Source organism: Micromonospora sp. NPDC000089 (assembly GCF_042899365.1).
Lineage (GTDB): Bacteria > Actinomycetota > Actinomycetes > Mycobacteriales > Micromonosporaceae > Micromonospora.
Genome location: NZ_JBIAZT010000015.1, coordinates 61118 through 86756, shown reverse-complemented (window position 1 = coordinate 86756; position 25639 = coordinate 61118). Strand labels below are relative to the sequence as shown.

The window sequence follows — 25639 nt, the reverse complement described above, 5'->3', positions numbered from 1 at the left end:
ACGGTCCCGGCGCCCTTCGTCGTACGGTGCCCGGTCAGTTCCGGGGCAGTCGCATCGCCATGGTCGGCGCCTCGGCCATCACCGAGGTCGGGGTGTACGGGGCGTCGCTGGGCAGCGCGTCGGCCCGACCGATCTGCACCCCGGGGTACAGCTCGACCATGTCGGCGCCGGCCAGCACCCGCGACTGCTGCGGCGCGAGCGGGACCCGGTCGGCATCGGTCATCGAGCCGTTGGGCCGGATGCCGGAGCCGTTGGTGCTGACGTCGGTCACGATCACCTCGCCGACCCGCAGCTCGAACCGGACGTGACCGCGGCTGATCCAGCGGCGGGCCTCGTCGTTGAGCCACTGGCCGAGCATGATCCCGCCGGTGGACTCGGGGGCCCGGCCGACCGTCACCGGGTCGGTCTCGGTGAGCACGAACCGGCGCCGGACCAGGCCGCCGATCCGTACCGCCAGCACCTCCGTACGCGGCCGGGGGCCGGCGTCGCCGAGCCGGGCCCCGTGCCGGGGGCAGGTCGGCTGGCCGTTGCGCAGGGCCGGCGGCGGCTGGCCGGCCGGGGCGCGCTCCACCCGGGCCAGGTCGGCGAAGGCGCCGCCGCCCCCGCCACCGCCGAACAGCGCGCAGCCCGGCTCGGGGCAGCGCCACTGTCGGGCCAGCAACTGCCGGCCGACCGGGGACGGCTCCCCCTCGACCGGGCTGTGCCCGCCGCCGACGTGGGCGATGAAGACCGGCCCGCCGGCGCCGGGCACCGGGGCGACCACCCGGCCGGGCTGCTCGACCACCCAGGGGAACCGGCCGCGCGCGGCGTCGAAGCGCACCCGGCTGAGCACCGGCAGCCCGAGCAGGTCGGCCACCTCCAGCATCCGGTCGCCGGGGTTGTCGAGCACCTCGACCAGGCCGTCGTCGGCCCAGCGGCGCACCACCATCCGCTCGTTGGAGGTGAGGTCGGCGTCGGAGAGCAGCGCCCGGTGCACGATCGCGTAGACCGGGACGCTGTCCTCCTCCAGCTCGCGGGAGAGCGCGTCGATCACCATGCCGAGCCGCAGCAGGCTGGCCGGCCGGCCGCCGTCGAGGTCCTGATAACGGATCACCTCGGCCAGGTCGATCACGGCCCGGGCCAGCGACGGGTCGGTGCAGACCCGGCCCTCGATGGCGTCCAGCACCTTGCTGATCTCGAATCTCATGCCGCGCTCCGGATGATCTCGTCGATCCGGCGGGCCAGCTCGACGTCGCGGTGGGTGACCCCGCCGCGGAAGTGGGTGACGAGGTGGAAGGTCAGCGTGCGCCAGCGGATGTCGATGTCGGGATGGTGGTCGAGCTCCTCGGCCACCACCGCCACCCGGTCCACCACCGCGATGGCGGCCGGGAAACTGCCGAGCTGGACGGTACGGGCGAGGCCGGTCGGGTCACCCGACCAGTCGGGCAACCCGGTCAGCTCTTCTCGCACCGCGTCCGCGGTGAGCAGGTCTGCCATGCACCGAGCCTACCGGTGGCGTGCGATGGAGGTCGTGGCCGCTGGCGGCCGAGGGGCTGTCAACGGTCAGGAGTCCGCCCCGTCGTTGTGGCCGCCCCGGCTCAGCCGCGCAGCGGCCGGCCCACCTCCTGCAGGTGCGCCAACGCCTGCCGGTACGACTCGACCAGCCCGGTCTCGACGTACGGCACCCCCCGCCGCACGCAGTACGCCCGCACGATCGGCCGGGCCCGGCGCAGGTTGCCCCGGGGCATGTTCGGGAACAGGTGGTGCTCGATCTGGTGGTTGAGCCCGCCCAGCGCGACGTCCACCCAGCGCCCACCGCCCACGTTGCGCGCGGTCAGCACCTGCTTGCGCAGGTAGTCCAGCTCGTCGTCGGCGGTGGGCATGGGCATGCCCTTGTGGTTCGGGGCGAACGCGCAGCCCATGTAGAGGCCCCACAGTCCCTGGTGGACGGCGACGAAGGCGAGCGCCTTGACCGGCGACATCACGGTGAACAGCAGCGCCAGGTAGCCGAGGCCGTGCGCGGCGAGCAGCGCCAGCTCCACGCCGCGGTACCGCACCGGGGTGCGCCACCGGCCGTCCGGCTCCCGGCCGAGCAGCGCCCGGACGCTCGCCACGTGCAGGTTAAGCCCCTCCAGCAGCAGCATCGGGAAGAACAGCCAGGCCTGCCGGCGGGCCAGCAGGCGGCCGACCCCGCTGGTCGCCGCCGCCTGCTCGTACGTCCAGACCAGGGCGCCCGCGCCGACGTCCGGGTCCTCGTCGGTGTGGTTCGGGTTGGCGTGGTGCCGGTTGTGCTTGTCCACCCACCAGCCGTAGCTGAGCCCGACCGCCAGGTTCCCGGCGAGCAGCCCGGCGACCTCGCTGGGACCGCGCCGGCGGAACATCTGCCGGTGCCCCGCGTCGTGTCCGAGGAACGCCACCTGGGTGGTCGCCACCGCCATCACCACCGCCAGCGCGGGCTGCCACCAGGAGTTCCCGACCGCCACCACCGCACCCCAGCCGGCCAGGAACAGCACCGCGGTCAGCGTGATCCGGGCGGCGTACCGGCCGGGGCGCCGGCGCAGCAGCCCCGCCGACCGGACCAGCCGCGACAACTCGGCGTAGTCGCTCCCCCGCCGGATCGGTTCCTCCAACACGGTCGCGCTGCCCATCCGAGCCCCTCTCCTGCCGGGACACCCGGGTGGTGACCCACTGTCGAGTCTGCCGGCGGCCGTCGCTCTGAGTAATCCTGCCCGCACCCCGACCCGTGGTGGTGCTAGCCCTACCCGTCAGCCCATCCGGTGCAGCGCGGCCCGCAACCTGGTCAGGTCGCGGCGCCGCCGCTCGTAGGTGGCGGCGAGCGCGATCAGCGCGACTCCGCCGGCGGCCAGGTAGATCCACCGGGGCAGCAGGTCCCAGCCGCGGGCCACCTCGTGCAGGGCCAGCAGGGCGAGGGTCGCGCCGCCCAGCAGCACCGGCGCCCGCCACCGCCGGACCGCCCCGACCAGCACCACGGCCAGCGCCGCGCCGCCGAGCAGCAGCCGTCGCCAGGGCTGCGGCTCCGGCGCGCCCAGCACCGACGCCAGGCTGGGCAGCAGCCCGGCGGCGAGGCCCGGCCCGAGCGCCAGCCAGCTGGTCAGCCCCGGGCGGGTGCGCAGCGCCACCAGCCCCGCGGCCAGCGCCAGCCCGGCCGCCGGCAGCGTGTACGCCTCCAGCAGCGCCACCTCGCCCGCGGCGAGCAGCAGCCAGGCGCCGGCCAGCTCGCTGCCACCGGCGATGCCCGCCAGCCACCAGCGGGCGGCGGTGGACTCGCCCCGACGCGGCACCCGCAGCGCCACGGCGGCGCCCCAGAGCACGCAGACCGCCGCCGCGTGCCGCGCCGAGCCGAGCGTGAGCAGCAGCGCCAACCCCGCCACCGCCTGGGCGGCGACCTCCAGCGCGGCCCGGGCCGGCACGGCGTACCCGCTCCCGCCCGCCGTCGCCCGCTCCCGCACCGCCCGGCGCGGCACCGCGGCGGTGACCAGCCGGTCGTCCCCCGCCGGCGCAGGCGCCTCGGCGATCGGGCCGGACCGGTCGCGCTCGGGCAGCGGCGCCGCAAACAGCACCAGCACCGCGACCGCGAGCACCGCGAAGCCGGCGGCGCGCAGCGGCAGCCCGGCCGCCAGCGACGCGGTCACCGCGAAGCAGGTCCCGGCGGCGACCGCCGTCAGCCAGCCGAGCAGCCGGGCCATCGCCCGCCGCCCGGCGACGCCGGCCACCGCCGCGGCGACCACCAGGACGGCCAGCCCGGCCAGGGTGGCGGCCCGGGTCGCCAGCAACCCGGCCAGGCCGCAGCCGGTCCACACCAGACCGACCGGCACCGCCACCAGGTCGACCGGGAACCCGGCCCGGCCCGCGTTGGCCCGTACCGGTCCGGCCGGCGCGGGCCCGTCGACCGCGGCCCCGTCCGACGCGGGAGTGGTCGGCGCGGCCGGCCTCGGCAGCGCGGGCATGTCCGGCGCGGGCGCGGTCGGCTCCGCTCGGGTCAGGGCCGCGAGCAGCAACGCGGCGATTCCGGTGAGCAGCACCGCCGCCGGGACGGTCGGCCAGGGGGCGCGCACCGCGACCAGCAGCACCGGCAGTGCCGCCGCGCCGAACGGCAGCGCGGCCAGCGCCGACGCCCGCCGACCGCCCCGCGTCGCGACGGCGGCGGCCACGGCCAGCACCAGCAGCGCCGGCCCGGTCGCCGGGCCGGCCGACTCCGGGACGCCGTGGGGCGCGCCGGACCACAGCCCGACCGGCTCGCCGTACGGCAGCAGCAGTGCCCGCACCACTGTCGGCGCCACGGCGAGGACGGCCAGGCCGCCCGAGATGCCACCCACCAGCCGTCCGGCCACCGCGCCACGGTCGACGACGGCGAGCAGCAGGGCGGCGGACGCGGCGTAGAGCGCGAACGGTTCCCGGGTCGGGACGAGCGGCGTCACCAGGACGAGCACGGCCAACGCCACGGTCAGCGCGGTCGAGGCGTACCCGTCGAGGTCGGGGCGGGCGCGGCGGAGCGTGCGCAACGCGACGAGCAGCAGCACGGCGGCGGCGAACGCGCCCCGCAGCTGCCACCAGGCGGGGACGCCCGCCCAGCGCAACGCGACGGCCACCGTAGCCGGCGCCGCGACCAGGGCGCTGGCCAGCGCGAACCCGGCGATCCGCTGCGGCAGGCGGTCGCCGCGCCCGGCCACCACCGGCGCGGCGAGACCGGCCGTGAGCACGGCGCCGAGCGCGGCCAGCGTCCCGCCCGGGGCGGCGAGCCCGACCAGCAGCCCGTGCCCGATCAGGGCGGCGCCGGCCGACGCGCCGGCCAGCACGGTCGGCGTGCGCCGCCCCGGCCGCAGGACGGCGAGCAGCAACGCCACGCCCACCGGCAGCTCGACGGCGAGCACCGCCGGCCACGGGGTGGCCGCCACCGCCGGCAGCGCGGCGACGGCCAGCGCCAGGCCGGCCGGCACGGTCACCGGCCGGACGGCCCGGGGCAGCAGCAGGGCCAGGCCGGCGACGGCCAGCGCGACGCCGAGCGGAAGCTGCCAGCCCCAGGACAGCCCGGGGCCGGCTTCCGCGCCCCGCCAGGGCGGCAGCGACCGGGCCGCCGCGGCGCCGGCGAGCAGGACGGTGGTCACCGCCGCGACCTGGAACGACCCGCCCACGACGACCAGCGCGCCGATCCGGGGGCCGGGGCGGAACCGGGCCGGCAGCGCCCGAACGCCACCGGCCAGGCCGGCCGCCACCAGCGCCGCGGCCAGCGGCAGGAAGCCGGCGCGCAGCTCGGCCACCGGCCGCAGCACCGCCGCGGCCAGGGCCGGAACCAGCAGCCCCGCCGCCACCTGCCGGAGCGCGACCACCCCGGCGACCCACGCCGCGGCGAGCAGGACCAGGCCCACCACCAGCAGCGGCACGCCGGCCAGCAGCGGCTGACCGACGGCGCGGCCGTGCAGCAGCGGCACCAGGGCGTTGCCGGCGGCACCGACGACCGCCGCGCCGAAGCCCAGCCAGGCCAGGGCCTGCCCGGCGGCCACCGCCGACGGGACGCGCGGGTCGACCGGGACGGCGGCGGATCGGGTCCGCAGCGCGGCCAGCACGCCGAGGTCGGCCAGCGCCAGCCCGAGCAGGGTCAGCGTCCAGCCGGTGGCGTCCGGCCGGGAGTGCGCCACGGCCAGCGGCAGCACCGGCTGGGCCAGTAGCAGCGCCGCGAACCAGGGCACGGTCAGCCGGCTCAGCCGGGCGTACCCGACGGCGACCGCCCCGCCGGCCCCGGCGACCAACGCCGCGTACCGGCTGCCGGGCCAGCCGGCCACCCCGAACAGGTCGATCGCCCAGGCGGCGTACCCGTCGAGGACCACCAGCAGCAGGCCCACCGCCGCGAGCGTCTCGGCCGTGCCGCGCAGCCCCCGGCGGGTCGCGAGCAGCGGCGCGGCCAGGAACAGGGCGGTGACGGCGGCGAGGATGAGCGCCCGGCCGGCGACCCCGACGGTGGCCCAGGCGACCGCGGTGAAGACCACCGCGGCGGTGCCCAGCAGCAGTCCACCGAGGACGAACAGCAGCCCCTGCACGGTGCGGGTGGAGGCCTCCGGTCGTCCCGGCCCCACGCGAGCGGGCCCCACGGGAGCCAGCGGCACGGGGGGCCGAGCCGGCGACGTCGGGCCCGGCACGGGCGGCACCGGGAAATCCGTCCGGACCCGGGTCGCCAGGTCCGCCCGCCGCCGCTGCGCCGCGAGCAGCCGGGCCGACCCGTCCTGGTACGCCGCCCGCGCCCGCTCCACCTCGCGGCCGAGCACCACGATCTCCCGGTCGAGCCGGACCACCTCGGCGGCCGGCGGGTACGGCGGCCGGCCGCAGCCGGAACAGCCACGGCTCAGGTCGGCGGGCGCCCCACAACCGGGGCAGGGATACGCGCTGATCTCCACCCGCCCATCGTCACCGGCGGCCGGGCGCCGGCACAGAGTGCGCGTACCTAGGTACGGGTGTTGTCCCGCACCCAGGCCGCGTACGCCGGGTCGCCGCTGACCACCGAGCTGACCAGGATCTCCGGCACGTCGTACGGGTGGGTGGCACGGATCTGGTCGACCAGCGCGGCGGCCCGGTCCGGCGCGGTCTTGAACTGCACCGACCACTCGGTGCTGGTCTCCACCCCGGACCGCCACCAGTAGGTGCTGTCCACCTGCCCGCCGACCTGAGCGCAGGCGGCCAGCCGACCGGCGACCGCGGCGGCGGCCAGCACGTCGGCGACCGACCGGGCGTCCACCACCGTCGTCACCACACAGATCTGCTCCACGCCCGGCACCCTACGCGCGCCCGGCCGCACCGGCGCCCGGCTCGGCGTCCGCGCCGACCACCCCGTCCCGGTGCTCGGCCACCCAGGCGTCGATCCGGCTCCACCAGTCGAAGAGCCAGTCGATACGCTCCTGGCGGCCGGTCGGCACCTCCTCCGGGGGCACCGACCAGAAGCGCATCACGATGCGCTTGTCCATCGGCAGTTCCCGCCAGACGTCGGCGACGGTGAGCATCCGGTCCAGCCCGGTGTGCGCCACGAAGATCACTCCGGCGTCCGGGGCGGCCTCCAGCGCGGCGAGCAGGCCACCGGGCTGCGGGGCGAGCACGTGCCGCAGCCGCTCGGCGCGCAGCGCCATCCGTTCCAGGCCGAGCGAGCGCAGCCGGGCGATCGCCCGCAGCCGACGGGTCGGGGTGAAGTTGCCGCCCTCCGGGAAGATCACGAACGCGTCGTCGTCGTCCAGCCCGGTGGCGAGGTGGCCGACCTGCCGCACCACCGCGTCCCGCCCGTCCGGGCCGGGGGCGATGAACCGGTTGGGCAGCCGGTTGAGCAGCACGTCGATCGCCGGGTCCCACTGCAGGCTGGCCTTGAGCACGATCCGCGGCTCGCGGTGGAACCAGTTGACCAGGGCGTGGATCAGGATGAACGAGTCACCCGGGCCGGCGTGCCGGCAGAGCACCAGCTCCGGCCGGCCGGGCAGCGCGGTGTCCGGGTCGGTGCCGACCACGTCGATGCTGAGCCGCAGCGTCCAGCGGGCCTGCCAGAAGAGCACCTGGAGGAACCGGCCGGCCAGCACGTAGTGTGCGCGCTGGAAGGCCGGCGACCGCTTCCACCGGCCGAAGCCTGAGGCCAGCCAGAGCACGAAGAGCGCGATCAGCGCCGCCGCGTCCCAGACCAGGTAGACCGCGCCGATCCAGAGCAGCCGCAGCGGGCGCAGCCGGCCGGGCACGAACGGCGAGGCGGCCAGCGCCAGCAGCACCCAGACCGGCACGGTGGTCACCACGGCTACCGCGAGCAGCACCACGGCGGGCCCGAGCAGCAGCCGGCGGAGCCAGCGGGGCGGCAGCGGCATCAGCGGTCGAGCTCCGCGAGGTAGTGCCGGGACGCGGTGTACGCCCGGCTGATCCGGCGGCCCACCGCCGCCATGTCCCGGTACGCCCACGGGCTGTCGTCCCGCGGCTCCAGGCCACCGGTGGGCAGCACGTGCACCCGCACCCCGTCGGGCAGGGCGGCCATCTCCCGGGCGAACCGGTGCCGCCGGGCGATCTCGAACGCGACCTGGGCGATCTCCCAGGGCCGCCGGGGCGGCGTCAGCTCTCGCTCGATCCGGCCCACCTGGAGTACGAAGATCTCCTTCGCGCCCGACGCGACGGCCTCACCGATCGGGATCGAGTTGACGATCCCCCCGTCGACGTAGTGCTGGCCGTCGATCTGGGCCGGTGGCAGCAGCCCCGGCACCGAGGCGGAGGCGAGCACCGCCGGCACCACCGGCCCGCTGTGGAACCAGTGTTCGGCCGCCCGCTCGATGTTCGCCGCGCAGCAGCGGAACGGCACCTTGAGGTCGGCGAAGGTAGTCTCCGCCCCCAGCTCGCTCTCCAGCAGCCGGCGCAGCGGCCCCGGCGAGTGCAGGTGGGTGCGGGCGGCGAACCGGCGCAGCTGGCGGGCGACGGAGTCGCCGTACACCTCGCTCGCCTCCGGCGAGGCCCAGAGCCGGACCAGCCGGTCGGTGACCGCCTCGGACGGGTCGGCGGCCACCAGCGCGCCGTTGACCGCGCCGATCGACGTGCCGAACACCAGGTCGGGGCGGATCCGGGCGCGGAACAGGGCGCGCAGCATGCCGACCTCGACCGCGCCGAGCACTCCCCCGCCGCCGAGCACGAACGCCACCGGACCGCCACCCATGCCGTTCATCCTGGCACGTTCCGGCCGGGCCGCCCGGTGGAGCGTCCCGGCCGGCCGCCGGACGCCCGCCCGCAGGTGGCGGGCGGCGACCCGGTGGGCGCGGAGGGTGAAGAACAGGACGACCGTTGACACGACGGACACGTTCCCGCAACCTGACACCACCCCCGTCCCAGGCAGGTGCGTTCATCGATGGCAGCGTTGCACGCCGGCCGGTTGCTGGCCCGCAGGTACCGACTCGTCGACCGGATCGGCGTCGGCGGCATGTCGGTGATCTGGCGGGCCCGCGACGAGGTGCTGGACCGGATCGTCGCGGTGAAGGTGCTCGCCCCCTCGCTGGCCGGCGACGCCCGGTTCCGGGACCTGGTCCGCGAGGAGGCCCGGTCCGCGGCGCAGCTGGTGCACCCGCACGTCACCTCGGTGCACGACTACGGCGAGACGCTCGCCCCGGACGGGACGATCACCTCGTTCGTGGTGATGGAGCTGCTCACCGGCGAGGTGCTGGAGCGCCGGCTCACCGAGGGGCCGCTGCCCTGGCCGGAGGCGGTCGGGCTGGCCGCCCAGGTGGCCGACGCGCTGGCGGCCGCGCACCGGCTCGGCATCGTGCACCGGGACATCACCCCGGCCAACGTGATGCTCACCCCGGTCGGCGCCAAGGTGCTGGACTTCGGCATCGCCACCCAGGTCGGCGCGCCCGACACCGACGAGGACGGGGCCACCTTCGGCACCCCCGCGTACGTGGCGCCGGAGCGGCTGGACGGGGCGCCCGCGCAGCCGGCCACCGACGTCTACTCGCTGGGCGTGCTGCTGCACGAGACGCTGACCGGCCGGCCGCCGTACCCGGCGGACACCTGGGAGCAGCTCGCCGACGCGCTGCGCGACCAGCCGCCGCCGTCGCTGGACGGGGTCGCCGGGTTGCCGCCCGCGGTGGCCCGTACCTGCCTGCGCTGCCTGGCCCACGACCCGCGCGAGCGGCCGACCGCGCACCGGGTGGCCGCGGCGCTGCGCGAGCAGCTGCTGCCCGGCGACCCGCCGGCGCCGACCGTGCCCCTCCCGGTGGCCGCCTCGCGGTGGCGGCGGTGGCTGTCGCCGGCGGCCGCGCTGGTGGCGGTGGCCGCCGGCGCGGCGGTGCTCACCCCGCGGCTGGTCCCGGACGGCGCGGCCCCGCCGGCCGCCGGGCCGACCGCCGCCGCGCCCGAGCAGCGGCCCGCCGTACGCGGGACGCCGTGGACGCCGCCACCGCCGGCCGGCGCCACGCCGGCGCCGGCCCCGCCGACCACGGGCGGCCAGGGCGCGGGTGGTCTGACCGCCGCCGCGGCCCGGCTGCACCAGCTGATCGACGACGGGGTACGCGCCGGAGACATCCGCACCGACGTCGGCCTGGACCTGCGCAACGTGCTGGGCAACCTGACCCGGGAGGCCACCGAGGGCCGGTCCGACCTGGCCACTCCGGTGGCCCGGCTGCGGCAGAAGGTCGACCGCCGGGTCGGCGAGGGCGGCATCACCCCCGGGTACGCCCGCCGACTCGACGCCGCCATCGTGGCGCTGGACGGCGAACGGACCTGAGCTCAGCGGGCCGCGACCGGCTCCCGGGTCGGCGCCGCCGCCAGAGCGAACCGGCGGTAGACCCGCTCGTAGCCGCGCGCCATGGTCTCGACCGAGAAGTTCCGGGCCGCGTGCGCGACGCTCGCGGCCGGGTCGAGCCGGCCCGCCGCGGACAGCGCCGCCGGCAGCTCGTCCTCCCGGTCCACGATCAGCCCGGTCACCCCGTCCACCACCAGCTCGGGCACCGAGCCGCGGCGCAGGGCGACCACCGGCGTACCGGCGGTCATCGCCTCCACCATCACCATCCCGAACGGTTCGTCCCAGCGGATCGGCATGATCAGGCAGCGGGCGTCGACCAGCATCCGCAGGGTGGCCTCCCGGTCGGCGTTCAGCACCACCGTGACGTCCTCGTCGAGCAGCGGCTCGACCACCTCGGTGAAGTACCGGCGCTCGGCCAGCTCGTTGCACTTGCCGGCCAGGACCAGCGACAGGCCGGCGGCCCGGCAGGCCCGGATCGCCACGTCGGGGCCCTTGTCCGGGCTGAACCGGGCCAGCCAGAGCACCGGCCCCCGGCCGGGTTCCCGCTTGCGCGGCACGTCCCGCCCGTCGATCGCGTTGTGCACGGTGCCCACCCAGGGCAGCCCGGGATTGGCCCGTCGCTGGGCGTGCGAGATGGCGACGAGCCCGACGCCGGTGTCCGTCTCGCTGAGCACCGTGCCGTACTCGCCGACCGGGTTGCCGTGCACGGTGGCCACGGTGGGCACCGCGCGCCGGCCGGCAACCAGTGGGCCGATCGTGGTGTGGTCGTGGACGATGTCGAAGTCCGCGGCGGAGATCAGCTGATTCACCCGGGCCAGGTGGGCCAGTTCGGGCAGCGCCTCGCCGAGCCGGTGGTACTGCAGCTCGGGCACGGTGGAGACGAACTCACCGACCGTGCCGTGCTGCCGCCCCGCGCCGAACAGGGTGACCGCGTGGCCGTGCGCGACCAGGGTGTCCACCAGGCCGTGCACCAGCTGTTCCAGGCCCCCGTACCCGGGTGGCGGCACGGACAGCCAGGGTGGCACCACCATCGCGATCCGCAGCGACCGCTCAAGCGGACGGGCCGGCGGACGGTGGGTCACGGCCACGAGTCCTCCTCGGTGGTCACGATCGGATCGCGGGCGACTTCCCGGCCCCGGCGGCGGTAAACGGCGCGTCCCCGGGCGCGGCCCGGGCGGCCGCGCCACGCGGCGACCGGTCGGCGGGCCGGTGCCGGGCAAGGATCGCCGCGCCGGAGGTGAGACCGCCTCACCCGGCCCGGGTGAGGCGGCGCCGGAACGAAAAGCGGGCGGGGGGGGGGGGGGGGCCCCCCCCCCGCGGCCCCCCCCCCCCCCCCGCCCCTGGAGGAGGCAGGTCTGGTGTTATGACGTCTCAGTGAGCGTGACGGTTGCCTTCGTCTCGGATCCGTTTCGCTTGTAGGTGACCTCGACCCGGTCGCCGACCTTGCCGGCCTGCACGGCGCCGACCAGGTCGTTGGAGTCGTTGATCACCGTGTTGCCGAACCGGGTGACCACGTCGCCCCGCTGCAGGCCGGCCTTCTCGGCCGCGCTGCCGGGAACGACCGCGGCGATCAGGGCGCCGCCGTCCTCGGCCGCGTTGACGCTGACCCCGAGGGACGGGTGGCTGACCTTCTCGCCGCGCTGGAGCTTCTCCGCGACGTCCTTGGCCTTGTTGCTCGGGATGGCGAAGCCGACCCCGATGTTGCCGTTGCTGCCCTGCCCGGCGGTGGCGATGGCGGTGTTGATGCCGATCACCTCGCCGCGGGTGTTGACCAGGGCGCCACCGGAGTTGCCGGGGTTGATCGGGGCGTCGGTCTGCAGCAGCCCGGAGATCGAGCTGGAGCCCTGCTGCGGGGTCTGCTGCTGGCCGCCCTCACCGGCCTGGATGGTCCGGTCCCGGGCGCTGAGGATGCCGGCGGTCACCGAGCCCTGCAGGCCCAGCGGGCTGCCCAGGGCGAGCACCTGGTCGCCGACCTGCATCCCGTCGCTGTCGCCGAACTTCGCCGCCTTGAGGTTGCCCACCCCGCCGGCCTTGACCACGGCAAGGTCGGTCTTCGGGTCGGTACCGACGATCTTGGCCTGAGCGGTCTTGCCGTCGGCGAAGACCACCCGGACGGTGTCCCCGGAGGCGGACGCCACCACGTGGTTGTTGGTCAGCACGAACCCGTCGGCGCTGAGCACCACGCCGGAGCCCTCGCCGCTGTCGGTGATGATCGAGACCACGCTGTCCTGCACCGCGGCGGCGATCTTCGGCAGGTCGGCGCTGTTGATCACCGGGGCGGCCGAGTAGGTGCGGGTGATGCCGCCCGAGTCGCCGTCGACGGCCAGCGCCAGCGCGCCGCCGGCCACGCCGGAGCCGAGCATCAGGGCGAACACGGCCACGCCGGCGCCGACGAACTTCGCCACCTTCGACGGGCGCGGGCCCGGGGCGGCCGCCCACGGCGGCACCGGCTGGCCACCGTGCTGCGGCGGCACCGGCCCGTTGGGGCCGTGACCGCCCGGGTGGCCGCCGGCCCAACCGGCCTGCGGCTGGCCGGGCTGGTAGCCGGCCGCCGGGTACTGCGCGGTGGGGTACTGGCCGGCGGTCGGGTACTGGCCGGGGTACGGCTGGTAGCCGGGCCGGTGGCCCTGGTCCGCACCCGGCGGGTAGGGCGCCACCGGAGCGCCGGACGACGGGGCGTACGGGCCGCCGGACGACGGGGCGTACGGGTTGCCCGACGGTGGGGCGTACCCGCTGCCGGTGGTCGGGGCGGACGGCGGGTAGGGGGCGCCGGAGGCCGGGGCGCCGGCCGGCTCCCCCGCGGTGCCGGCGGCGTCGCCCGGTCGGTCGGCCGGGACGGCCGGGAAGGCGTTGGTGGGGTCGGACTGCCCGTGCTCGACGCGGGACAGCTCGGCGGTGGAGTGCGACGGCTCGGCGTCGGAGGTGGCCGGCCGTCGCTGGGGGTCGGTCTCGAACTCGGTCATATGCCTAGCTTCTCCCCTGGCTCTGTCACGAGCCTGATATCAGCCTGGAAGTTTTCTGAAAGTCAGGACGGCTCGCCGTCGGAGTCCGGCAGCAGCGGCAGCCGGACCCGGAAGGTGGCCCCGCCGCCGGGCGTCCCGTCCACCTCGACCGTGCCGTGGTGGGCGGTGACCAGCGCGGCGACGATGGCCAGCCCCAGCCCGGTGCTGGTGATCCCGCTGGCCCGTCGGGTCCGGGCGGCGTCCGCCCGGTAGAACCGCTCGAACACCCGCTCGGCCTGCTCCGGGGTGAGGCCGGGGCCGGTGTCGATCACCTCGACCACGGCCAGGTTGCCCGGCTCGGTACGCAACCGCAGGGTCACCGACGCCTCGGCCGGGGTGTGGGTCAGCGCGTTGGTCATCAGGTTGCCGATCACCTGGCGCAGCCGGGCGTCGTCCCCGTACACCACCAGCGGGCCGGCGCCCGGCTCGATCTCCAGCGCGATCCGCCGCTCGGGGGCCACCACCCGGGCCGCCTCGACGGCGTCGGAGGCGAGCACCGGCAGCTCCACCGGCGCCAGCTGGACGGGCCGTTCCCGGTCCAGCCGGGCGAGCAGCAGCAGGTCCTCCACCAGCAGCCCCATCCGGGCCGCCTCGTCCTCGATCCGGCGCAGCAGGTCCGAGGTCTGCTGCGGCTCCCGGGCGGCGCCCTGCCGGTACAGCTCGGCGAAGCCGCGGATGGTGGTCAGCGGGGTGCGCAACTCGTGCGAGGCGTCCGCGACGAACTGCCGCATCCGCTCCTCCGAGCGGCGGGCCCGCGCCTCGGAGGCCTGGGCGGCGTACGCGGCGTCCCGGGCGCTGGACTCGGCGGACCGGGCGGCGGTCTCGGAGGCGGCCCGGGCGGTGAAGGCGGCCTCGATCTGGGCCAGCATCGCGTTCAGCGCGCGGGAGAGCCGGCCCAGCTCGGAGGTGGCGCACTCCTGCCCCTCCTCCGGGTCGGGCACCCGGCGGGTCAGGTCGCCCCCGGCGATCGCCGCGGCCGTGCGCTCGATCTCCACCAGCGGTTTCAGGCTGGTCCGGACGATGGCCGCGCCGATCGACGCGAGCAGGATCAGCACCGCGCCGCCGACCAGGAGGTCTATCCAGACCAACCGCTTGACGGCGAGGTCGACGCCGTTGAGGTGCTGCCCGAAGGCCACGATCCGGCCGTTGCCGAGATCGGTGTAGAGCATCCGCCAGCGGGTCCGCCCGTCCGCCGAGCGGACGGTGGTCGGGTCACCGACCCGCGCCTGGTAGCCGGCGTAGTCGGTGGGGAACGGCGGCAGCTCGGCGGTGCTCATCCCGGAGTACCGGGACGGCTCCTGCACTCCGGTGGGGGTGGCCTGGGCGGCCACGTAGTCCGACGGGATGCCGACGAAGATCCGCCCGCCGCCCGCCTGCTCCAGGCCGCGGGCCACCCCGATGGTGTCCCCGCGCAGTTGGTCGTCCACCTGACCGATCAGGTAGTCACGCAGGAAGTACGTGGTCAGCGAGCTGATCACCACCAGCGCGGCGGCCACCAGGGCGAGCACCGACGCGACCAGCTTCACCCGCAGCGGTACGCCCCGGATCCGGCCCTTCGCCTCGTGCAGGACGCTCACGGGGTGACTCCGGTTCGCGACTGCGGGGCTCGCAAACCCGGCTCACTCCTCGCGCTCACGATGCCAGCCCGGTTCGCGACTGCGGGGCTCGCAAACCCGGCTCACTCCTCGCGCTCACGATGCCGGCTTGCGCAGGACGTAACCGACGCCCCGAAGCGTGTGGATCAGCCGTGGCTGGGTGTTGTCCACCTTGCGCCGCAGGTAGGAGATGTACGACTCGACGATGTTGTCGTCACCGCGGAAGTCGTAGTTCCAGACGTGGTCCAGGATCTGCGCCTTGGACAGCACCCGGTTGGGGTTGAGCATCAGGTAGCGCAGCAGCTTGAACTCGGTCGGCGAGAGCTGCACCCGCTGGCCGGCCCGGTGCACCTCGTGGGTCTCCTCGTCCAGCTCCAGGTCGGCGAAGGTGAGCCGGGACGGGGCGTGCTCGCCGGTGGCGGTGCGGCGCAGCACGGCCCGGATCCGGGCGGTGAGCTCCTCCAGGCTGAACGGCTTGGTGACGTAGTCGTCGCCGCCCAGGGTGAGCCCGCGGATCTTGTCGTCGGTGGCGTCCCGCGCGGTCAGGAACACCACCGGGGTACGCGTGCCGCCCTCGCGGAGCATCCGGATCACCTCGAAGCCGTCCAGGTCGGGCAGCATCACGTCGAGCACCACCAGGTCGGGGCGGTGATCCTTGGCCGTGTGCAGCGCCGCGCTGCCGCTGGTGGCGGTGGCGACGTCGAAGCCGGCGAAGCGCAGGCTGGCGGAGAGCAGTTCGAGGATGTTGGGGTCGTCCTCGACGACGAGCAGTCGCGCCTCGGTCTGGGTAGCGGCCATGGTGGCCATCATCCGTGACATCGCTGCACCGACGCTGGGCGGTTCCTGGAAAAAGGCTGTGAGGCGCGTCAGCGCAGCAGCCGCCGCAGCCCGTCCAGCGCACCGTCGAGCACCCGGATGGCGGTGCGCAGCTGGCCGTCGCTGAGCCGGCCGGCGCGGACCAGCGCGCCGACCTCCACCGTGAAGGCGGCCAGCCGCTGGTCGAACTCGGCCAGCAGCGGCGACCCGCCGTCGGCCGGGCGGGCGCCGTTCGCCGGCCGGGGGGCGTACGCGGGTCCGGGGCCGGGGTGGCGGGTCTGCCGGGCCGCCTCGCGCAGCTCGCGCTTGAGGTCGCGCACCGAGCCGCGTACCTCGGTCTGGATCTCGCCGGCCAGCGCCGAGAGGTCCTGCACCGAGGCCGAGATGTCCGACTCCAGGGTGGCCAGCTCGTCGGCCCGCTGGCGCAGCTCGGCCCGCCCAGCCCCGGTGATCTCGTAGACCTTGCGGCCACCGGCGGCGGTGTGGTTGACCAGTCCCTCCACCTCGAGGCGTTGCAGCCGGGGGTAGATGGTGCCGGCGCTGGGCGCGTACAGGCCGAGGAAGCGGTCCTCCAGCAGCCGGATCAGCTCGTACCCGTGCTTCGGGCCGTCGGCGAGCAGCTTGAGCAGGTAGAGCCGGAGCCGCCCGTGACTGAACACGGCGGTCACGGCAGCTCCTCCTGCTCCTCGTCGTCCACCGGGCGGGCGAGCAGCGCGATGCTGCCCGACGTCGCGGAGGCATGCAGCGTACCCCCGCCGGCGCCGAGCACCCCGTGGCCGTCCTTGACCGCGGCGAAGCCGTGCCCGCACACCTGGGGGAACCCGCTGGTGATCCGGCCCGAGGTGGTGTGCAGGCGGACGGTGAGGTCGCTGTCCTCGCGGACCCGGACGGTGATGCTGCCGGAGATGGTGGTGAGCCGGATGTCGCTGGGGCCGGGGTTGTCCAGGTCGCAGGTGATCGCCCCGGAGACGGTGTTGGCGTGCACCCGCTCGGCCGCGCCGTCGGCCAGGATCACCTCGCCGGAGACCGTCTCCAGGGTGAGGTCGCCGGTCACGCCGAGCGCCTCGACCGGGCCGGAGACCACCCGGGCGGCCGTCCGCCCGGCCAGCCCCATCAGGGTGACCCGGCCGGAGGTGACGTCGACCCGGGTGTCGCGCCGCAGCCCGGAGACGACCAGCGAGCCGTCCACCAGCTGCAGGTCGGCGAGCGCCTCGACCGGGACGGCGACCGACACGTCGGCACGGAACCGGCGACCGAGCTGGCCGAGCCACCAGAGCAGGCCGGGGAAGCGGGGCGGCCGCTGGTGGCCGATGCGCAGCTCGCCGTCGCGGTGCTCGACCAGGATCGGCCGGCGGCTGACCCGGGTGACGTCGACCCGGGCGGGGCCGTCGGTGCCGACCACGTTGAGCCGCCCGGTGACCAGCCGGACGTTCAGCCGGGTCACCGGCCCGTCCAGGTTGAGCTGCTGCGGGCGCTCGACCGTCCAGTTGGTCATGGCGTTCCTCCCCTCGACGTGGGTGCGGCGACGGCCGCACCCTCACCGGGAGAGCGTAACGCGATACATCGCGATAGAACAAGACTGTCGCGAGTGTCAGGTGTCAGGCCGCCAGGCCGAGCTCCCGGTCGGTGGCGGGCAGCGGGAAGGCGAGCGGCACGGCCGCGACCGGCACCGGCGCGGCGACCGGGGCGGGCACCAGGTGGATCGCCGACTCGGCGGCCCGGGCCAGCAGGCGACGGTCCGCGCCGGCGGCCGGGTGCAGCGCCCCGGCGATCGCCACGCCGACCACCAGGTCGCGGGCGGCGAGCACCCGACGGACCGACTGCCAGAGGTTCTCCTCGCCCAGGAAGGCGGCGGCGGTGGTCCACTCCCCCGTAGCCGCGCAGCGGTAGCTGATCCGCAGCGGCACCACCGGCGCCCCGGCGTCGATCGCGGCCTGGAACGCCGCCGGTCGGAAGCCCCGCTCCGGGCGGCACTGCGCCGAGGGGGCGGTGCCGCACCAGGTCGTACCCTCCGGGAAGACCGCGACCGGGTCGCCGGCGCGCAGCGCCGCGGCCAGCTGGGCCACCGTCCGCGGCAGCTCCCGCGGCTTGGCCCGGTCGACGAACACCCCGCCCGCGGCGCGGGCCAGCAGCCCGACCACCGGCCAGTCCCGGACCTCCCGCTTGGCCAGCATCCGGGCCGGGGCCACCGCCAGCACCGCGAGGATGTCCAGCCAGGACACGTGGTTGGCGACCAGCAGCGCGCGCCGCCGGGGCAGCCGGCCGCTGATCTCCAACCGCACCCCGATCGCCCGGGCGGTGCCGCGGGCCCAGGCCCGGACGGCCGCCGCCCGCTCCGGCCGGGGCAGCACCGGCAGCACGACGGCCATCCCGGCCCCGGCCAGCAGCATTCCCAGTACGCCCAGCAGCCGGGCCACCCGGCGGGCCGGCGACACGGCCGACACCTCGCCGGGCAGCGGCAGGCAGTCCGGTCCGCAGCCCGAGGAGGGCCGCCACAGGTCGGCGCTCATCACTCGCCTCCGCCCAGGAAGTGCTTCAGGTAGCGCGGGTTCATCCGGTCCAGCGAGAACAGCACGTAGAAGTCGGCGCAGCCGAAGTCCGGGTCGTACGCCGGCTCGCCGGCGATCCAGGCGCCCAGCCGCAGGTAGCCGCGCAGCAGCGGCGGGATCATCGCCCGCCCGGCGGCCCCGCCCTCGGCCCGGTCGGCGGCGAACGCGGTCGGCTCGGCGAACCAGGGGCGCAGCGGCTCGACCCGCATCGGCGGCGGCGCGAGGTGCTTCGCCCGCGCCTGGGCCCACACCTCGGCGACCGTCCGGCCGCCGTCGTCGACCGGCACCGAGGCGCAGCCGCCGAGCCAGTTCGAGCCGCGCAGGTGCAGGTAGCGGGTGATGCCCGCCCACATCAGGTTGATCACCGCGCCGTCGCGGTGGTCCGGGTGCACGCACGAGCGGCCGGCCTCAACCAGCACGTCCCGCAGCGGGTCGAGCGCGGTCAGGTCGAACTCGCTCTCGGCGTACCGGCGGGTGGTCCGGCCCGGCGGCAGCAGCCGGTACGTGCCGACCACCCGACCGGTGCGCTCCTCCCGCACGATCAGGTGGTCGCAGTGGGCGTCGAGCTCGTCGACGTCCAGCCCGGCCCCACCCGGGCGGAGGGTGGCGCCGAGCTCAGTGGCGAACACCTCGTGACGCAGGCGTTGCGCGGCCGCGACCTGAGTGGGGTCGTCGGCGATCAGCAGGGTGTATCCGCTGGTCGTGAGGGGGGCGCCAGCGGCATGCAGAACGGCCATGTGACCTGTGTAAGGGCCCCGGGTTGCCGCTCACCCCGGCCACGGATGTCGATCCGGTGAACGCCGGTCGGCGGCTGGGCCCGCGCGGCGACGTGGGACGCTGCCCGGACGGGATTCGCGCCGGCCGGCGCGCGGGGAGGAACGGATGATCATCGAGGCGCGGTACAACGGACCGCCCGGCTCGGGCAACGGCGGCTGGAGCGCGGGGGTGTTCGCCGGCGCGTACGGCGGGGACCGGCCGGTCGAGGTGACCCTGCGCCGGCCGCCGCCGCTGGACACCCCGCTCACCCTGACCGACGGCGACGTACGGGATCCGGCCGGCGCGCTGGTCGCCCGGGTCGAGCCGACCGACGAGCTGCCCGAGGCGGTGCCGCCGGTCGACCCGGCGACCGCGGCGGCCGCCGCCGGGGCGTACCCCGGGCTGGTGGACCACCCCTTTCCCGGCTGCTGGGTCTGCGGCCCGGCGCACCCGGACGGGCTGCGGATCTTTCCCGGCCCGCTGCCGGACGGGCGGACCGCGGCGCCGTTGCGGGCGCCGGCGCGGGTGGAGCCGGCCACCGTCTGGGCGGCGCTGGACTGCCCCGGCGGCTGGGCGGTGATCGGCGCCGGCCGGCCGTACGTGCTGGGCCGGATCGCGGCGGTGGTCGACGCGCTGCCCGCCCCCGGCGACGCCTGCGTGGTGACCGGGGCGCTGACCGGCGCCGAGGGGCGCAAGGCGTTCGTGCACACCGCCCTGTACGGCCCGACCGGCGCGCTGCTCGGCCGAGCCCGGGCCACCTGGATCGCGGTGGCCGCCGGTACGCCCTGAGGACGACGGCCTACGACCTGAGGCGGAGAGGGAACCGACGACCCGGGCCGGATTGACCCGGTTGACCGGGCTTGCCACGCTGTGCGTCGGCGCTCCCCGCAACGGGCGCCCTGGAGCGCGGCGCGCGACGCGCCGCCGCACGGGAGGAGAACGATGTCCGACGGGCAGTGGAGCCCCAGCACCGGCCAGATCGTCGTGTCCGGACTGACCAAGCAGTACAAGAACGTCCGGGCGGTGGACAACCTGTCCTTCACCGTCGAGCCCGGTCGGGTGACCGGCTTCCTCGGCCCCAACGGCGCCGGCAAGACGACCACCCTGCGGATGCTGCTGAATCTGGTCACCCCGACCAGCGGCGACGCCACCATCGGCGGCAGCCGGTACGCCGCGCTGACCGACCCGCTGCGGCACGTGGGCGCGGTGCTGGAGGCGTCCAGCGCGCACAAGGGCCGGACCGGCCGCAACCACCTGCGGGTGATCTGCGCGGCGGCCGGCCTGCCGGCGGCCCGCGCCGACGAGGCGCTGGCCCTGGTCGGGCTGACCCCGGCGGCGAACCGCAAGTTCAAGGGCTACTCGCTGGGCATGAAGCAGCGGCTGGGGATCGCCGCGGCGATGCTCGGCGACCCCCGGGTGCTGATCCTGGACGAGCCGGCCAACGGGCTGGACCCGGAGGGCATCCGGTGGATGCGCGGCTTCCTCAAGGGCCTGGCCCAGGAGGGCCGCACGGTGCTGGTCTCCAGTCACCTGCTGTCGGAGATGCAGCTGCTCGCCGACGACGTGGTGATCATCGCCGCCGGCCAGCTGATCCGGCAGGGGCCGGTCGACCAGGTGATGGGCTCGATGACCAGCGGCGGCCAGGTGCGGGTGCGCACCCCGCAGGCGCCGGAGCTCACCGCGGCGCTGGCCGCCCAGTCGGCCACCGTCACCCCGGACGAGCACGGTGCCCTGCTGGTGGCCGGGGCGGACGCCCCGACCGTCGGCCGGGTGGCCCTGGCCGCCGGGGTGGAGCTGCACGAACTGACCACGGAACGACCCGACCTGGAACGGGTCTTCCTCGAGCTGACGGCCGGGAAGGCGGGCATCCGATGAACCTGGTCCGGTCCGAACTGCTCAAGATCCGTACCACCAGCACCTGGTGGCTGCTCGGCCTCGGCGCGTTCCTGGCGCTGGCGCTGGCCTTCGCCTTCAACGCCTGGTACGCGCACACCGTACTCAGCGGCAACAGCGAGGTGGCCGTCGGCGGCGAGCCGGCCACCGCGGCCGGTCAGGCGGCGAACATCTACACCTCCGGCCAGTTCCTCGGCCTGCTGTTCGTGATGCTGATCGGCATCCTGATGGTGACCAACGAGTTCTTCCACCAGACGGCCACCACCACCTTCCTCACCACCCCGCGGCGCACCTCGGTGATCCTGGCCAAGCTCGGCGCGGCGTCCCTGATGGGCTTCGGCTTCTGGCTGGCCACCACGGTGATCAACCTGGTCGCCGGGGCGATCTTCCTGAACCTGGACGGGCACGGCACCCAGCTCGGCGAGTGGACCGTGCAGCGGGCGCTGCTGCTCAACCTGCTCGCGTACGCGATCTGGACGATCCTCGGGGTGGGCATCGGCACGCTGATCCCCAACCAGCTCGGCGCCGTGATCACCGCCGCGGTGGTCTACCTGGTGGCCACCCAGGTGGTCCAGGTGCTGTTCGTGCTGCTGTCGAGCTGGCTGGACAACGAGGCGATCGCCAAGTGGCAGGTGGTCTGGCCGGCCATCGCCTCGCAGGTGATGATCAGCGGGGAACGGTCCGGGATGCTGCCCGCCTGGTGGGTGGGCGCGCTGGTGCTGATCGGGTACGCGCTGGTCAGCGGCGCCGTCGGGGTATTCGTCACCCGTCGGCGGGACATCGCCTGACCGTTCCGGCCGCGTCAGGCGCCGGCCCCGGTGCGACGGTTCCCCGTCGCGCCGGGGCCGTTCCCGTCGGCCCCTCATAACAGGAGTCGACATGACACGCGGCGTTTACTGAACTTCTGGCATCTTCTGTGAAACGGACCACCCGTCGGAGGCGGAAATGCCTGACGGGATCGCACGGCGTAGCCTGGGACCATCCCCGTGCGCCCCGGTTCCGGGGTGCCGGTGGCCCACCGCGTGACAGACGAACCCGCGTGAAAGAGGCGATTACCGGCCGTGTCGACCCAGCAGACTTCGCAGGAGAACCCACTGGCGGGTTTCGGCCCGAACGAGTGGATCGTCGAGGAGATGTACCAGCGCTACCTCGCCGACCCCTCGAGCGTCGACTCGGCCTGGCACGACTTCTTCGCCGACTACCGCCCGGCGCCCGGCGCCGGCACCCCGCGTCCGGCGGCGGCCGCCCCCGCGAAGCCCGCCGCGGCTGAGCCGGCCGGCCAGCAGGAGGCCGCCGCGGCGGTGGCCCAGCCGGCCACCCGGCCCGCCCCGGCGAAGCCGGCCCCGGCGGCCAAGCCCGCGGCCACGAAGCCCGCCGCGCCGGCCGCGAAGGCGGCGCCGGCCAAGCCGGCCGCGAAGGCGCCGGCGGCGAGCGGCGCGGGCACCACCCCGCTGCGCGGCGTGGCCGCCAAGATCGTCCAGAACATGGACGCCTCGCTGGCCGTGCCGACCGCGACCAGCGTGCGCGCGGTCCCGGCCAAGCTGCTGGTGGACAACCGCATCGTGATCAACAACCACCTGGCCCGCGGCCGCGGTGGCAAGGTCAGCTTCACCCACCTGATCGGGTACGCGATGGTCCGGGCGCTGGTCGAGCACCCGGAGATGAACAATTCCTTCGCCGAGACCGACGGCAAGCCGGCGATGGTCCGCCCGGAGCACGTCAACCTGGGCATCGCCATCGACCTAACCAAGCCGGACGGCACCCGCAACCTGGTGGTGCCCTCCATCAAGGGCTGCGAGCAGCTGGACTTCCGGCAGTTCTGGCAGGCGTACGAGGACGTGGTCCGGCGCGCCCGCCGCAACGAGCTGACCATGGAGGACTACTCCGGCACCACGATCTCGCTGACCAACCCGGGCGGCATCGGCACGGTGCACTCGATCCCGCGGCTGATGCAGGGCCAGAGCGCGATCATCGGCGTCGGCGCGATGGAGTACCCGGCGCCGTACCAGGGCATGAGCGAGGCCACCCTGGCCGAGCTGGCGGTCAGCAAGATCATCACGCTGACCAGCACGTACGACCACCGGATCATCCAGGGCGCGCAGTCCGGCGAGTTCCTCAAGGTGATGCACGAGCTGCTGCTCGGCGAGCGCGGCTTCTACGACCAGATCTTCACCTCGCTGCGCATCCCGTACGAGCCGGTGCGCTGGGTGCGCGACGTGGCCGTCGACTCCGAGGGCCAGATCAACAAGACCGCGCGGGTGCACGAGCTGATCCACGCGTACCGGGTGCGCGGCCACCTGATGGCCGACACCGACCCGCTCGAGTTCGCCATCCGCAAGCACCCCGACCTGGACGTGCTCGAGCACGGGCTGACCCTGTGGGACCTCGACCGGACCTTCCCGGTCAACGGTTTCGCCGGCCGGCAGCGGATGAAGCTGCGCGACATCCTCGGGGTGCTGCGCGACTCGTACTGCCGCCGGGTCGGCATCGAGTACATGCACATCCAGGACCCGGAGGAGCGGCGCTGGATCCAGGAGCGGATCGAGCGCCGGTACGAGAAGCCGGCCGCGGACGAGCAGAAGCACGTGCTCAACCGGCTGAACGCCGCCGAGGCGTTCGAGACCTTCCTGCAGACGAAGTACGTCGGCCAGAAGCGCTTCTCGCTGGAGGGCGGCGAGTCGCTGATCCCGCTGCTCGGCGAGGTGCTGGAGTCGTCCGCCGAGGGCGGGCTGGACGAGGTCGTCATCGGCATGGCCCACCGGGGCCGGCTGAACGTGCTGGCCAACATCGTCGGCAAGCCGTACGAGAAGATCTTCTCGGAGTTCGAGGGCCACCTCGACCCGCGCTCCACCCAGGGCTCCGGCGACGTGAAGTACCACCTCGGGCAGAACGGCAAGTTCACCTGCCCGGACGGCGAGCACTCGGTCAAGGTCTCGGTGGTGGCGAACCCGTCCCACCTGGAAGCGGTCGACCCGGTGCTGGAGGGCATCGTCCGGGCCAAGCAGGACCGGATCGACCTCAAGCTGGAGGGCTACACCGTGCTGCCGCTGGCGGTGCACGGCGACGCCGCCTTCGCCGGCCAGGGTGTGGTGGCCGAGACGCTCAACCTCTCCCAGCTGCGCGGCTACCGCACCGGCGGCACCGTGCACGTGGTGGTCAACAACCAGGTCGGCTTCACCACCGCCCCGGAGTACAGCCGGTCCAGCCTCTACAGCACCGACGTGGCCCGGATGATCCAGGCGCCGATCTTCCACGTCAACGGCGACGACCCCGAGGCCGTGGTCCGGGTCGCCCGGCTGGCCTTCGAATACCGTCAAGCGTTCAACAAGGACGTCGTGATCGACCTGGTCTGCTACCGCCGGCGCGGGCACAACGAGGGCGACGACCCGTCGATGTCCAACCCCCAGATGTACAAGATCATTGACTCGAAGCGCTCGGTGCGCAAGCTCTACACCGAGGAGCTGATCGGCCGGGGCGACATCACCGTGGAGGACGCCGAGGAGCTGCTGCGCGACTACCAGGCGCAGCTGGAGCGGGTCTTCAAGGCCACCCGGGACGCCGCCACCACGCCGCGCCAGCTCGGCCGCCCGAAGCGGGAGGAGGAGCCGGAGCCCCAGGTCGAGACCGCGACCGACGCGTCGGTGGTCAAGGCGATCGGTGAGGCGCACGTCAACCTGCCCGAGGGCTTCACCCCGCACAAGCGGATCCAGCAGCTGCTCGACCGGCGGGCCAAGATGTCCGTCGAGGGCAACATCGACTGGGGGTACGGCGAGATCATCGCCTTCGGCGCACTGCTGCACGACGGGGTGACCGTCCGGCTCGCCGGTCAGGACTCCCGCCGCGGCACCTTCGTCCAGCGGCACGCCTCGGTGGTCGACTCGCGGACCGGCGACGACTACCTGCCGCTGAAGACGCTGACCGCGAACGGCGAGCGGTCCCGGTTCTTCGTGCACGACTCGCTGCTGAGCGAGTACGCGGCGATGGGCTTCGAGTACGGCTACTCGGTGGAGAACATCAACGCGCTGGTCTGCTGGGAGGCCCAGTTCGGCGACTTCGTCAACGGCGCCCAGTCGGTGATCGACGAGTTCATCTCCTCCGGCGAGGTGAAGTGGGGCCAGCGCTCCGCGGTCACCCTGCTGCTGCCGCACGGCCACGAGGGCCAGGGCCCGGACCACACCTCCGGCCGCCCCGAGCGGTTCCTGCAGATGTGCGCCGAGGACAACATGCGGGTGGCCATCCCGACCACCCCGGCGAACTACTTCCACCTGCTGCGCCGGCAGGCGCTCTCGCCGAAGCGCAAGCCGCTGGTGGTGTTCACGCCGAAGTCGCTGCTGCGGCACAAGCTCTGCGTCTCCTCGGTGGAGGACTTCACCACCGGCACCTTCCAGCCGGTCCTGCCCGACACCGCGGCCCCGGCGCCGGAGCAGGTGAAGCGGGTGCTGCTGTGCTCGGGCAAGGTCTACTACGACCTGTTCCAGGCGCGCGCGGAGCGCGGCGTCAACGACACGGCGATCATCCGGCTCGAGCAGCTCTACCCGCTGCCGGTGGAGGAGATCCGGGCCGCCCTGGCGCAGTACCCGAACGCCGAGGACTTCGCCTGGGTGCAGGAGGAGCCGGCCAACCAGGGTGCCTGGAGCTTCGTCGCGCTCAACCTGCTGGAGCACCTGACCGACGTCCGGCTGCGCCGCATCTCCCGCCCCGCCGCCGCGGCCCCCGCGGTCGGCTCGGCCAAGATGCACGAGGTCGAGCTGACCGCCCTGGTCGAGGCGGCCCTCCCCCGCTCGTGAACCG

The 25639-nt window shown here is 75.0% G+C and carries 20 protein-coding genes; 5 read left to right on the top strand and 15 right to left on the bottom strand.

All coding sequences use genetic code 11. The features are described from left to right. Positions 1-34: 34 nt before the first annotated feature. The 7 genes from ACFY3U_RS23205 to ACFY3U_RS23175 form a co-directional block, all read right to left on the bottom strand. Positions 35-1186, bottom strand: coding sequence for an FHA domain-containing protein (locus ACFY3U_RS23205; protein ID WP_387205270.1), 1152 nt, complete (start codon positions 1184-1186; stop codon positions 35-37). Next, positions 1183-1476 (bottom strand): 4a-hydroxytetrahydrobiopterin dehydratase, encoded by a 294-nt coding sequence (locus ACFY3U_RS23200; protein WP_387205268.1) that lies wholly within the window; start codon positions 1474-1476, stop codon positions 1183-1185. The genes ACFY3U_RS23205 and ACFY3U_RS23200 overlap by 4 nt, the downstream gene beginning before the upstream one ends. A 101-nt stretch (positions 1477-1577) precedes the next feature. After that, positions 1578-2627, bottom strand: coding sequence for a fatty acid desaturase family protein (locus ACFY3U_RS23195; RefSeq protein ID WP_387205266.1), 1050 nt, complete (start codon positions 2625-2627; stop codon positions 1578-1580). A gap of 117 nt (positions 2628-2744) precedes the next feature. Then, complete coding sequence (locus ACFY3U_RS23190; protein WP_387205264.1) at positions 2745-6389, bottom strand: SCO7613 C-terminal domain-containing membrane protein; 3645 nt, start codon at positions 6387-6389, stop codon at positions 2745-2747. Between the two features lie 47 nt (positions 6390-6436). After that, positions 6437-6757 carry a divalent-cation tolerance protein CutA gene (gene cutA / locus ACFY3U_RS23185; protein WP_387205262.1) on the bottom strand — a complete coding sequence of 107 codons (321 nt, stop codon included), beginning with the start codon at positions 6755-6757 and terminating at the stop codon, positions 6437-6439. A 10-nt stretch (positions 6758-6767) separates the two neighbouring features. Beyond that, positions 6768-7826: a 1-acyl-sn-glycerol-3-phosphate acyltransferase gene (locus tag ACFY3U_RS23180; protein WP_387205260.1), complete on the bottom strand. Its 1059-nt coding sequence runs from the start codon at positions 7824-7826 to the stop codon at positions 6768-6770. After that, positions 7826-8656, bottom strand: a complete 831-nt coding sequence (locus tag ACFY3U_RS23175; RefSeq protein ID WP_387205344.1) for a patatin-like phospholipase family protein — start codon at positions 8654-8656, stop codon at positions 7826-7828. Before ACFY3U_RS23175 ends, ACFY3U_RS23180 begins: the two co-directional genes overlap by 1 nt. A gap of 189 nt (positions 8657-8845) precedes the next feature. Here ACFY3U_RS23175 and ACFY3U_RS23170 point away from each other — a divergent pair, with 189 nt between their 5' ends. Further along, complete coding sequence (locus ACFY3U_RS23170; RefSeq protein WP_387205258.1) at positions 8846-10219, top strand: serine/threonine-protein kinase; 1374 nt, start codon at positions 8846-8848, stop codon at positions 10217-10219. A 2-nt stretch (positions 10220-10221) separates the two neighbouring features. On the opposite strand, the gene ACFY3U_RS23165 is transcribed toward ACFY3U_RS23170, so the two are convergent. The 8 genes from ACFY3U_RS23165 to ACFY3U_RS23130 all read right to left on the bottom strand — a co-directional run bounded on the left by ACFY3U_RS23165 (position 10222) and on the right by ACFY3U_RS23130 (position 18936). Then, complete coding sequence (locus ACFY3U_RS23165; RefSeq protein ID WP_387205342.1) at positions 10222-11268, bottom strand: glycosyltransferase family 4 protein; 1047 nt, start codon at positions 11266-11268, stop codon at positions 10222-10224. A 330-nt stretch (positions 11269-11598) separates the two neighbouring features. After that, complete coding sequence (locus ACFY3U_RS23160; protein WP_387205256.1) at positions 11599-13200, bottom strand: trypsin-like peptidase domain-containing protein; 1602 nt, start codon at positions 13198-13200, stop codon at positions 11599-11601. A 62-nt stretch (positions 13201-13262) separates the two neighbouring features. Continuing rightward, complete coding sequence (locus ACFY3U_RS23155) at positions 13263-14816, bottom strand: sensor histidine kinase (protein WP_387205254.1); 1554 nt, start codon at positions 14814-14816, stop codon at positions 13263-13265. Between the two features lie 114 nt (positions 14817-14930). Beyond that, on the bottom strand, positions 14931-15632 hold the full coding sequence (locus ACFY3U_RS23150) for a response regulator transcription factor (RefSeq protein WP_387205252.1): 702 nt from the start codon (positions 15630-15632) through the stop codon (positions 14931-14933). A 68-nt stretch (positions 15633-15700) separates the two neighbouring features. After that, positions 15701-16318 (bottom strand): PadR family transcriptional regulator, encoded by a 618-nt coding sequence (locus ACFY3U_RS23145; RefSeq protein ID WP_387205250.1) that lies wholly within the window; start codon positions 16316-16318, stop codon positions 15701-15703. After that, positions 16315-17145, bottom strand: coding sequence for a DUF4097 domain-containing protein (locus ACFY3U_RS23140; protein WP_387205248.1), 831 nt, complete (start codon positions 17143-17145; stop codon positions 16315-16317). The genes ACFY3U_RS23145 and ACFY3U_RS23140 overlap by 4 nt, the downstream gene beginning before the upstream one ends. A gap of 103 nt (positions 17146-17248) precedes the next feature. Further along, positions 17249-18160, bottom strand: a complete 912-nt coding sequence (locus ACFY3U_RS23135; RefSeq protein ID WP_387205246.1) for a lysophospholipid acyltransferase family protein — start codon at positions 18158-18160, stop codon at positions 17249-17251. Further along, positions 18160-18936 carry a GNAT family N-acetyltransferase gene (locus tag ACFY3U_RS23130; RefSeq protein ID WP_387205244.1) on the bottom strand — a complete coding sequence of 259 codons (777 nt, stop codon included), beginning with the start codon at positions 18934-18936 and terminating at the stop codon, positions 18160-18162. Before ACFY3U_RS23130 ends, ACFY3U_RS23135 begins: the two co-directional genes overlap by 1 nt. A gap of 145 nt (positions 18937-19081) precedes the next feature. Between ACFY3U_RS23130 and ACFY3U_RS23125 the strand changes: the two genes are divergently transcribed. From ACFY3U_RS23125 to ACFY3U_RS23110, 4 genes are all read left to right on the top strand, one after another. Then, entirely contained in the window at positions 19082-19744 is a 663-nt protein-coding gene (locus tag ACFY3U_RS23125) for a hypothetical protein (protein WP_387205242.1), read from the top strand. Positions 19745-19897: 153 nt separating this feature from the next. Further along, complete coding sequence (locus ACFY3U_RS23120) at positions 19898-20830, top strand: ABC transporter ATP-binding protein (protein ID WP_387205240.1); 933 nt, start codon at positions 19898-19900, stop codon at positions 20828-20830. After that, the gene (locus ACFY3U_RS23115) at positions 20827-21636 is read left to right on the top strand and encodes an ABC transporter permease (RefSeq protein ID WP_387205238.1); all 810 of its coding nucleotides are present in this window, start codon (positions 20827-20829) and stop codon (positions 21634-21636) included. Before ACFY3U_RS23120 ends, ACFY3U_RS23115 begins: the two co-directional genes overlap by 4 nt. 273 nt (positions 21637-21909) lie before the next feature. Further along, entirely contained in the window at positions 21910-25635 is a 3726-nt protein-coding gene (locus ACFY3U_RS23110) for a multifunctional oxoglutarate decarboxylase/oxoglutarate dehydrogenase thiamine pyrophosphate-binding subunit/dihydrolipoyllysine-residue succinyltransferase subunit (protein ID WP_387205236.1), read from the top strand. The last annotated feature ends 4 nt before the right edge of the window (positions 25636-25639 follow it).

Excerpts from the sequence above, each read along its gene's own strand:
- ACFY3U_RS23205 (WP_387205270.1), bottom strand. The coding sequence starts at position 1,186 with ATGAGATTCGAGATCAGCAAGGTGCTGGACGCCATCGAGGGCCGGGTC.
- ACFY3U_RS23200 (WP_387205268.1), bottom strand. The coding sequence starts at position 1,476 with ATGGCAGACCTGCTCACCGCGGACGCGGTGCGAGAAGAGCTGACCGGG.
- ACFY3U_RS23195 (WP_387205266.1), bottom strand. The coding sequence starts at position 2,627 with ATGGGCAGCGCGACCGTGTTGGAGGAACCGATCCGGCGGGGGAGCGAC.
- ACFY3U_RS23180 (WP_387205260.1), bottom strand. The coding sequence starts at position 7,826 with ATGCCGCTGCCGCCCCGCTGGCTCCGCCGGCTGCTGCTCGGGCCCGCC.
- ACFY3U_RS23175 (WP_387205344.1), bottom strand. The coding sequence starts at position 8,656 with ATGGGTGGCGGTCCGGTGGCGTTCGTGCTCGGCGGCGGGGGAGTGCTC.
- ACFY3U_RS23170 (WP_387205258.1), top strand. The coding sequence starts at position 8,846 with ATGGCAGCGTTGCACGCCGGCCGGTTGCTGGCCCGCAGGTACCGACTC.
- ACFY3U_RS23165 (WP_387205342.1), bottom strand. The coding sequence starts at position 11,268 with ATGGTGGTGCCACCCTGGCTGTCCGTGCCGCCACCCGGGTACGGGGGC.
- ACFY3U_RS23160 (WP_387205256.1), bottom strand. The coding sequence starts at position 13,200 with ATGACCGAGTTCGAGACCGACCCCCAGCGACGGCCGGCCACCTCCGAC.
- ACFY3U_RS23150 (WP_387205252.1), bottom strand. The coding sequence starts at position 15,632 with ATGGCCGCTACCCAGACCGAGGCGCGACTGCTCGTCGTCGAGGACGAC.
- ACFY3U_RS23140 (WP_387205248.1), bottom strand. The coding sequence starts at position 17,145 with ATGACCAACTGGACGGTCGAGCGCCCGCAGCAGCTCAACCTGGACGGG.
- ACFY3U_RS23135 (WP_387205246.1), bottom strand. The coding sequence starts at position 18,160 with ATGAGCGCCGACCTGTGGCGGCCCTCCTCGGGCTGCGGACCGGACTGC.
- ACFY3U_RS23130 (WP_387205244.1), bottom strand. The coding sequence starts at position 18,936 with ATGGCCGTTCTGCATGCCGCTGGCGCCCCCCTCACGACCAGCGGATAC.
- ACFY3U_RS23125 (WP_387205242.1), top strand. The coding sequence starts at position 19,082 with ATGATCATCGAGGCGCGGTACAACGGACCGCCCGGCTCGGGCAACGGC.
- ACFY3U_RS23120 (WP_387205240.1), top strand. The coding sequence starts at position 19,898 with ATGTCCGACGGGCAGTGGAGCCCCAGCACCGGCCAGATCGTCGTGTCC.
- ACFY3U_RS23115 (WP_387205238.1), top strand. The coding sequence starts at position 20,827 with ATGAACCTGGTCCGGTCCGAACTGCTCAAGATCCGTACCACCAGCACC.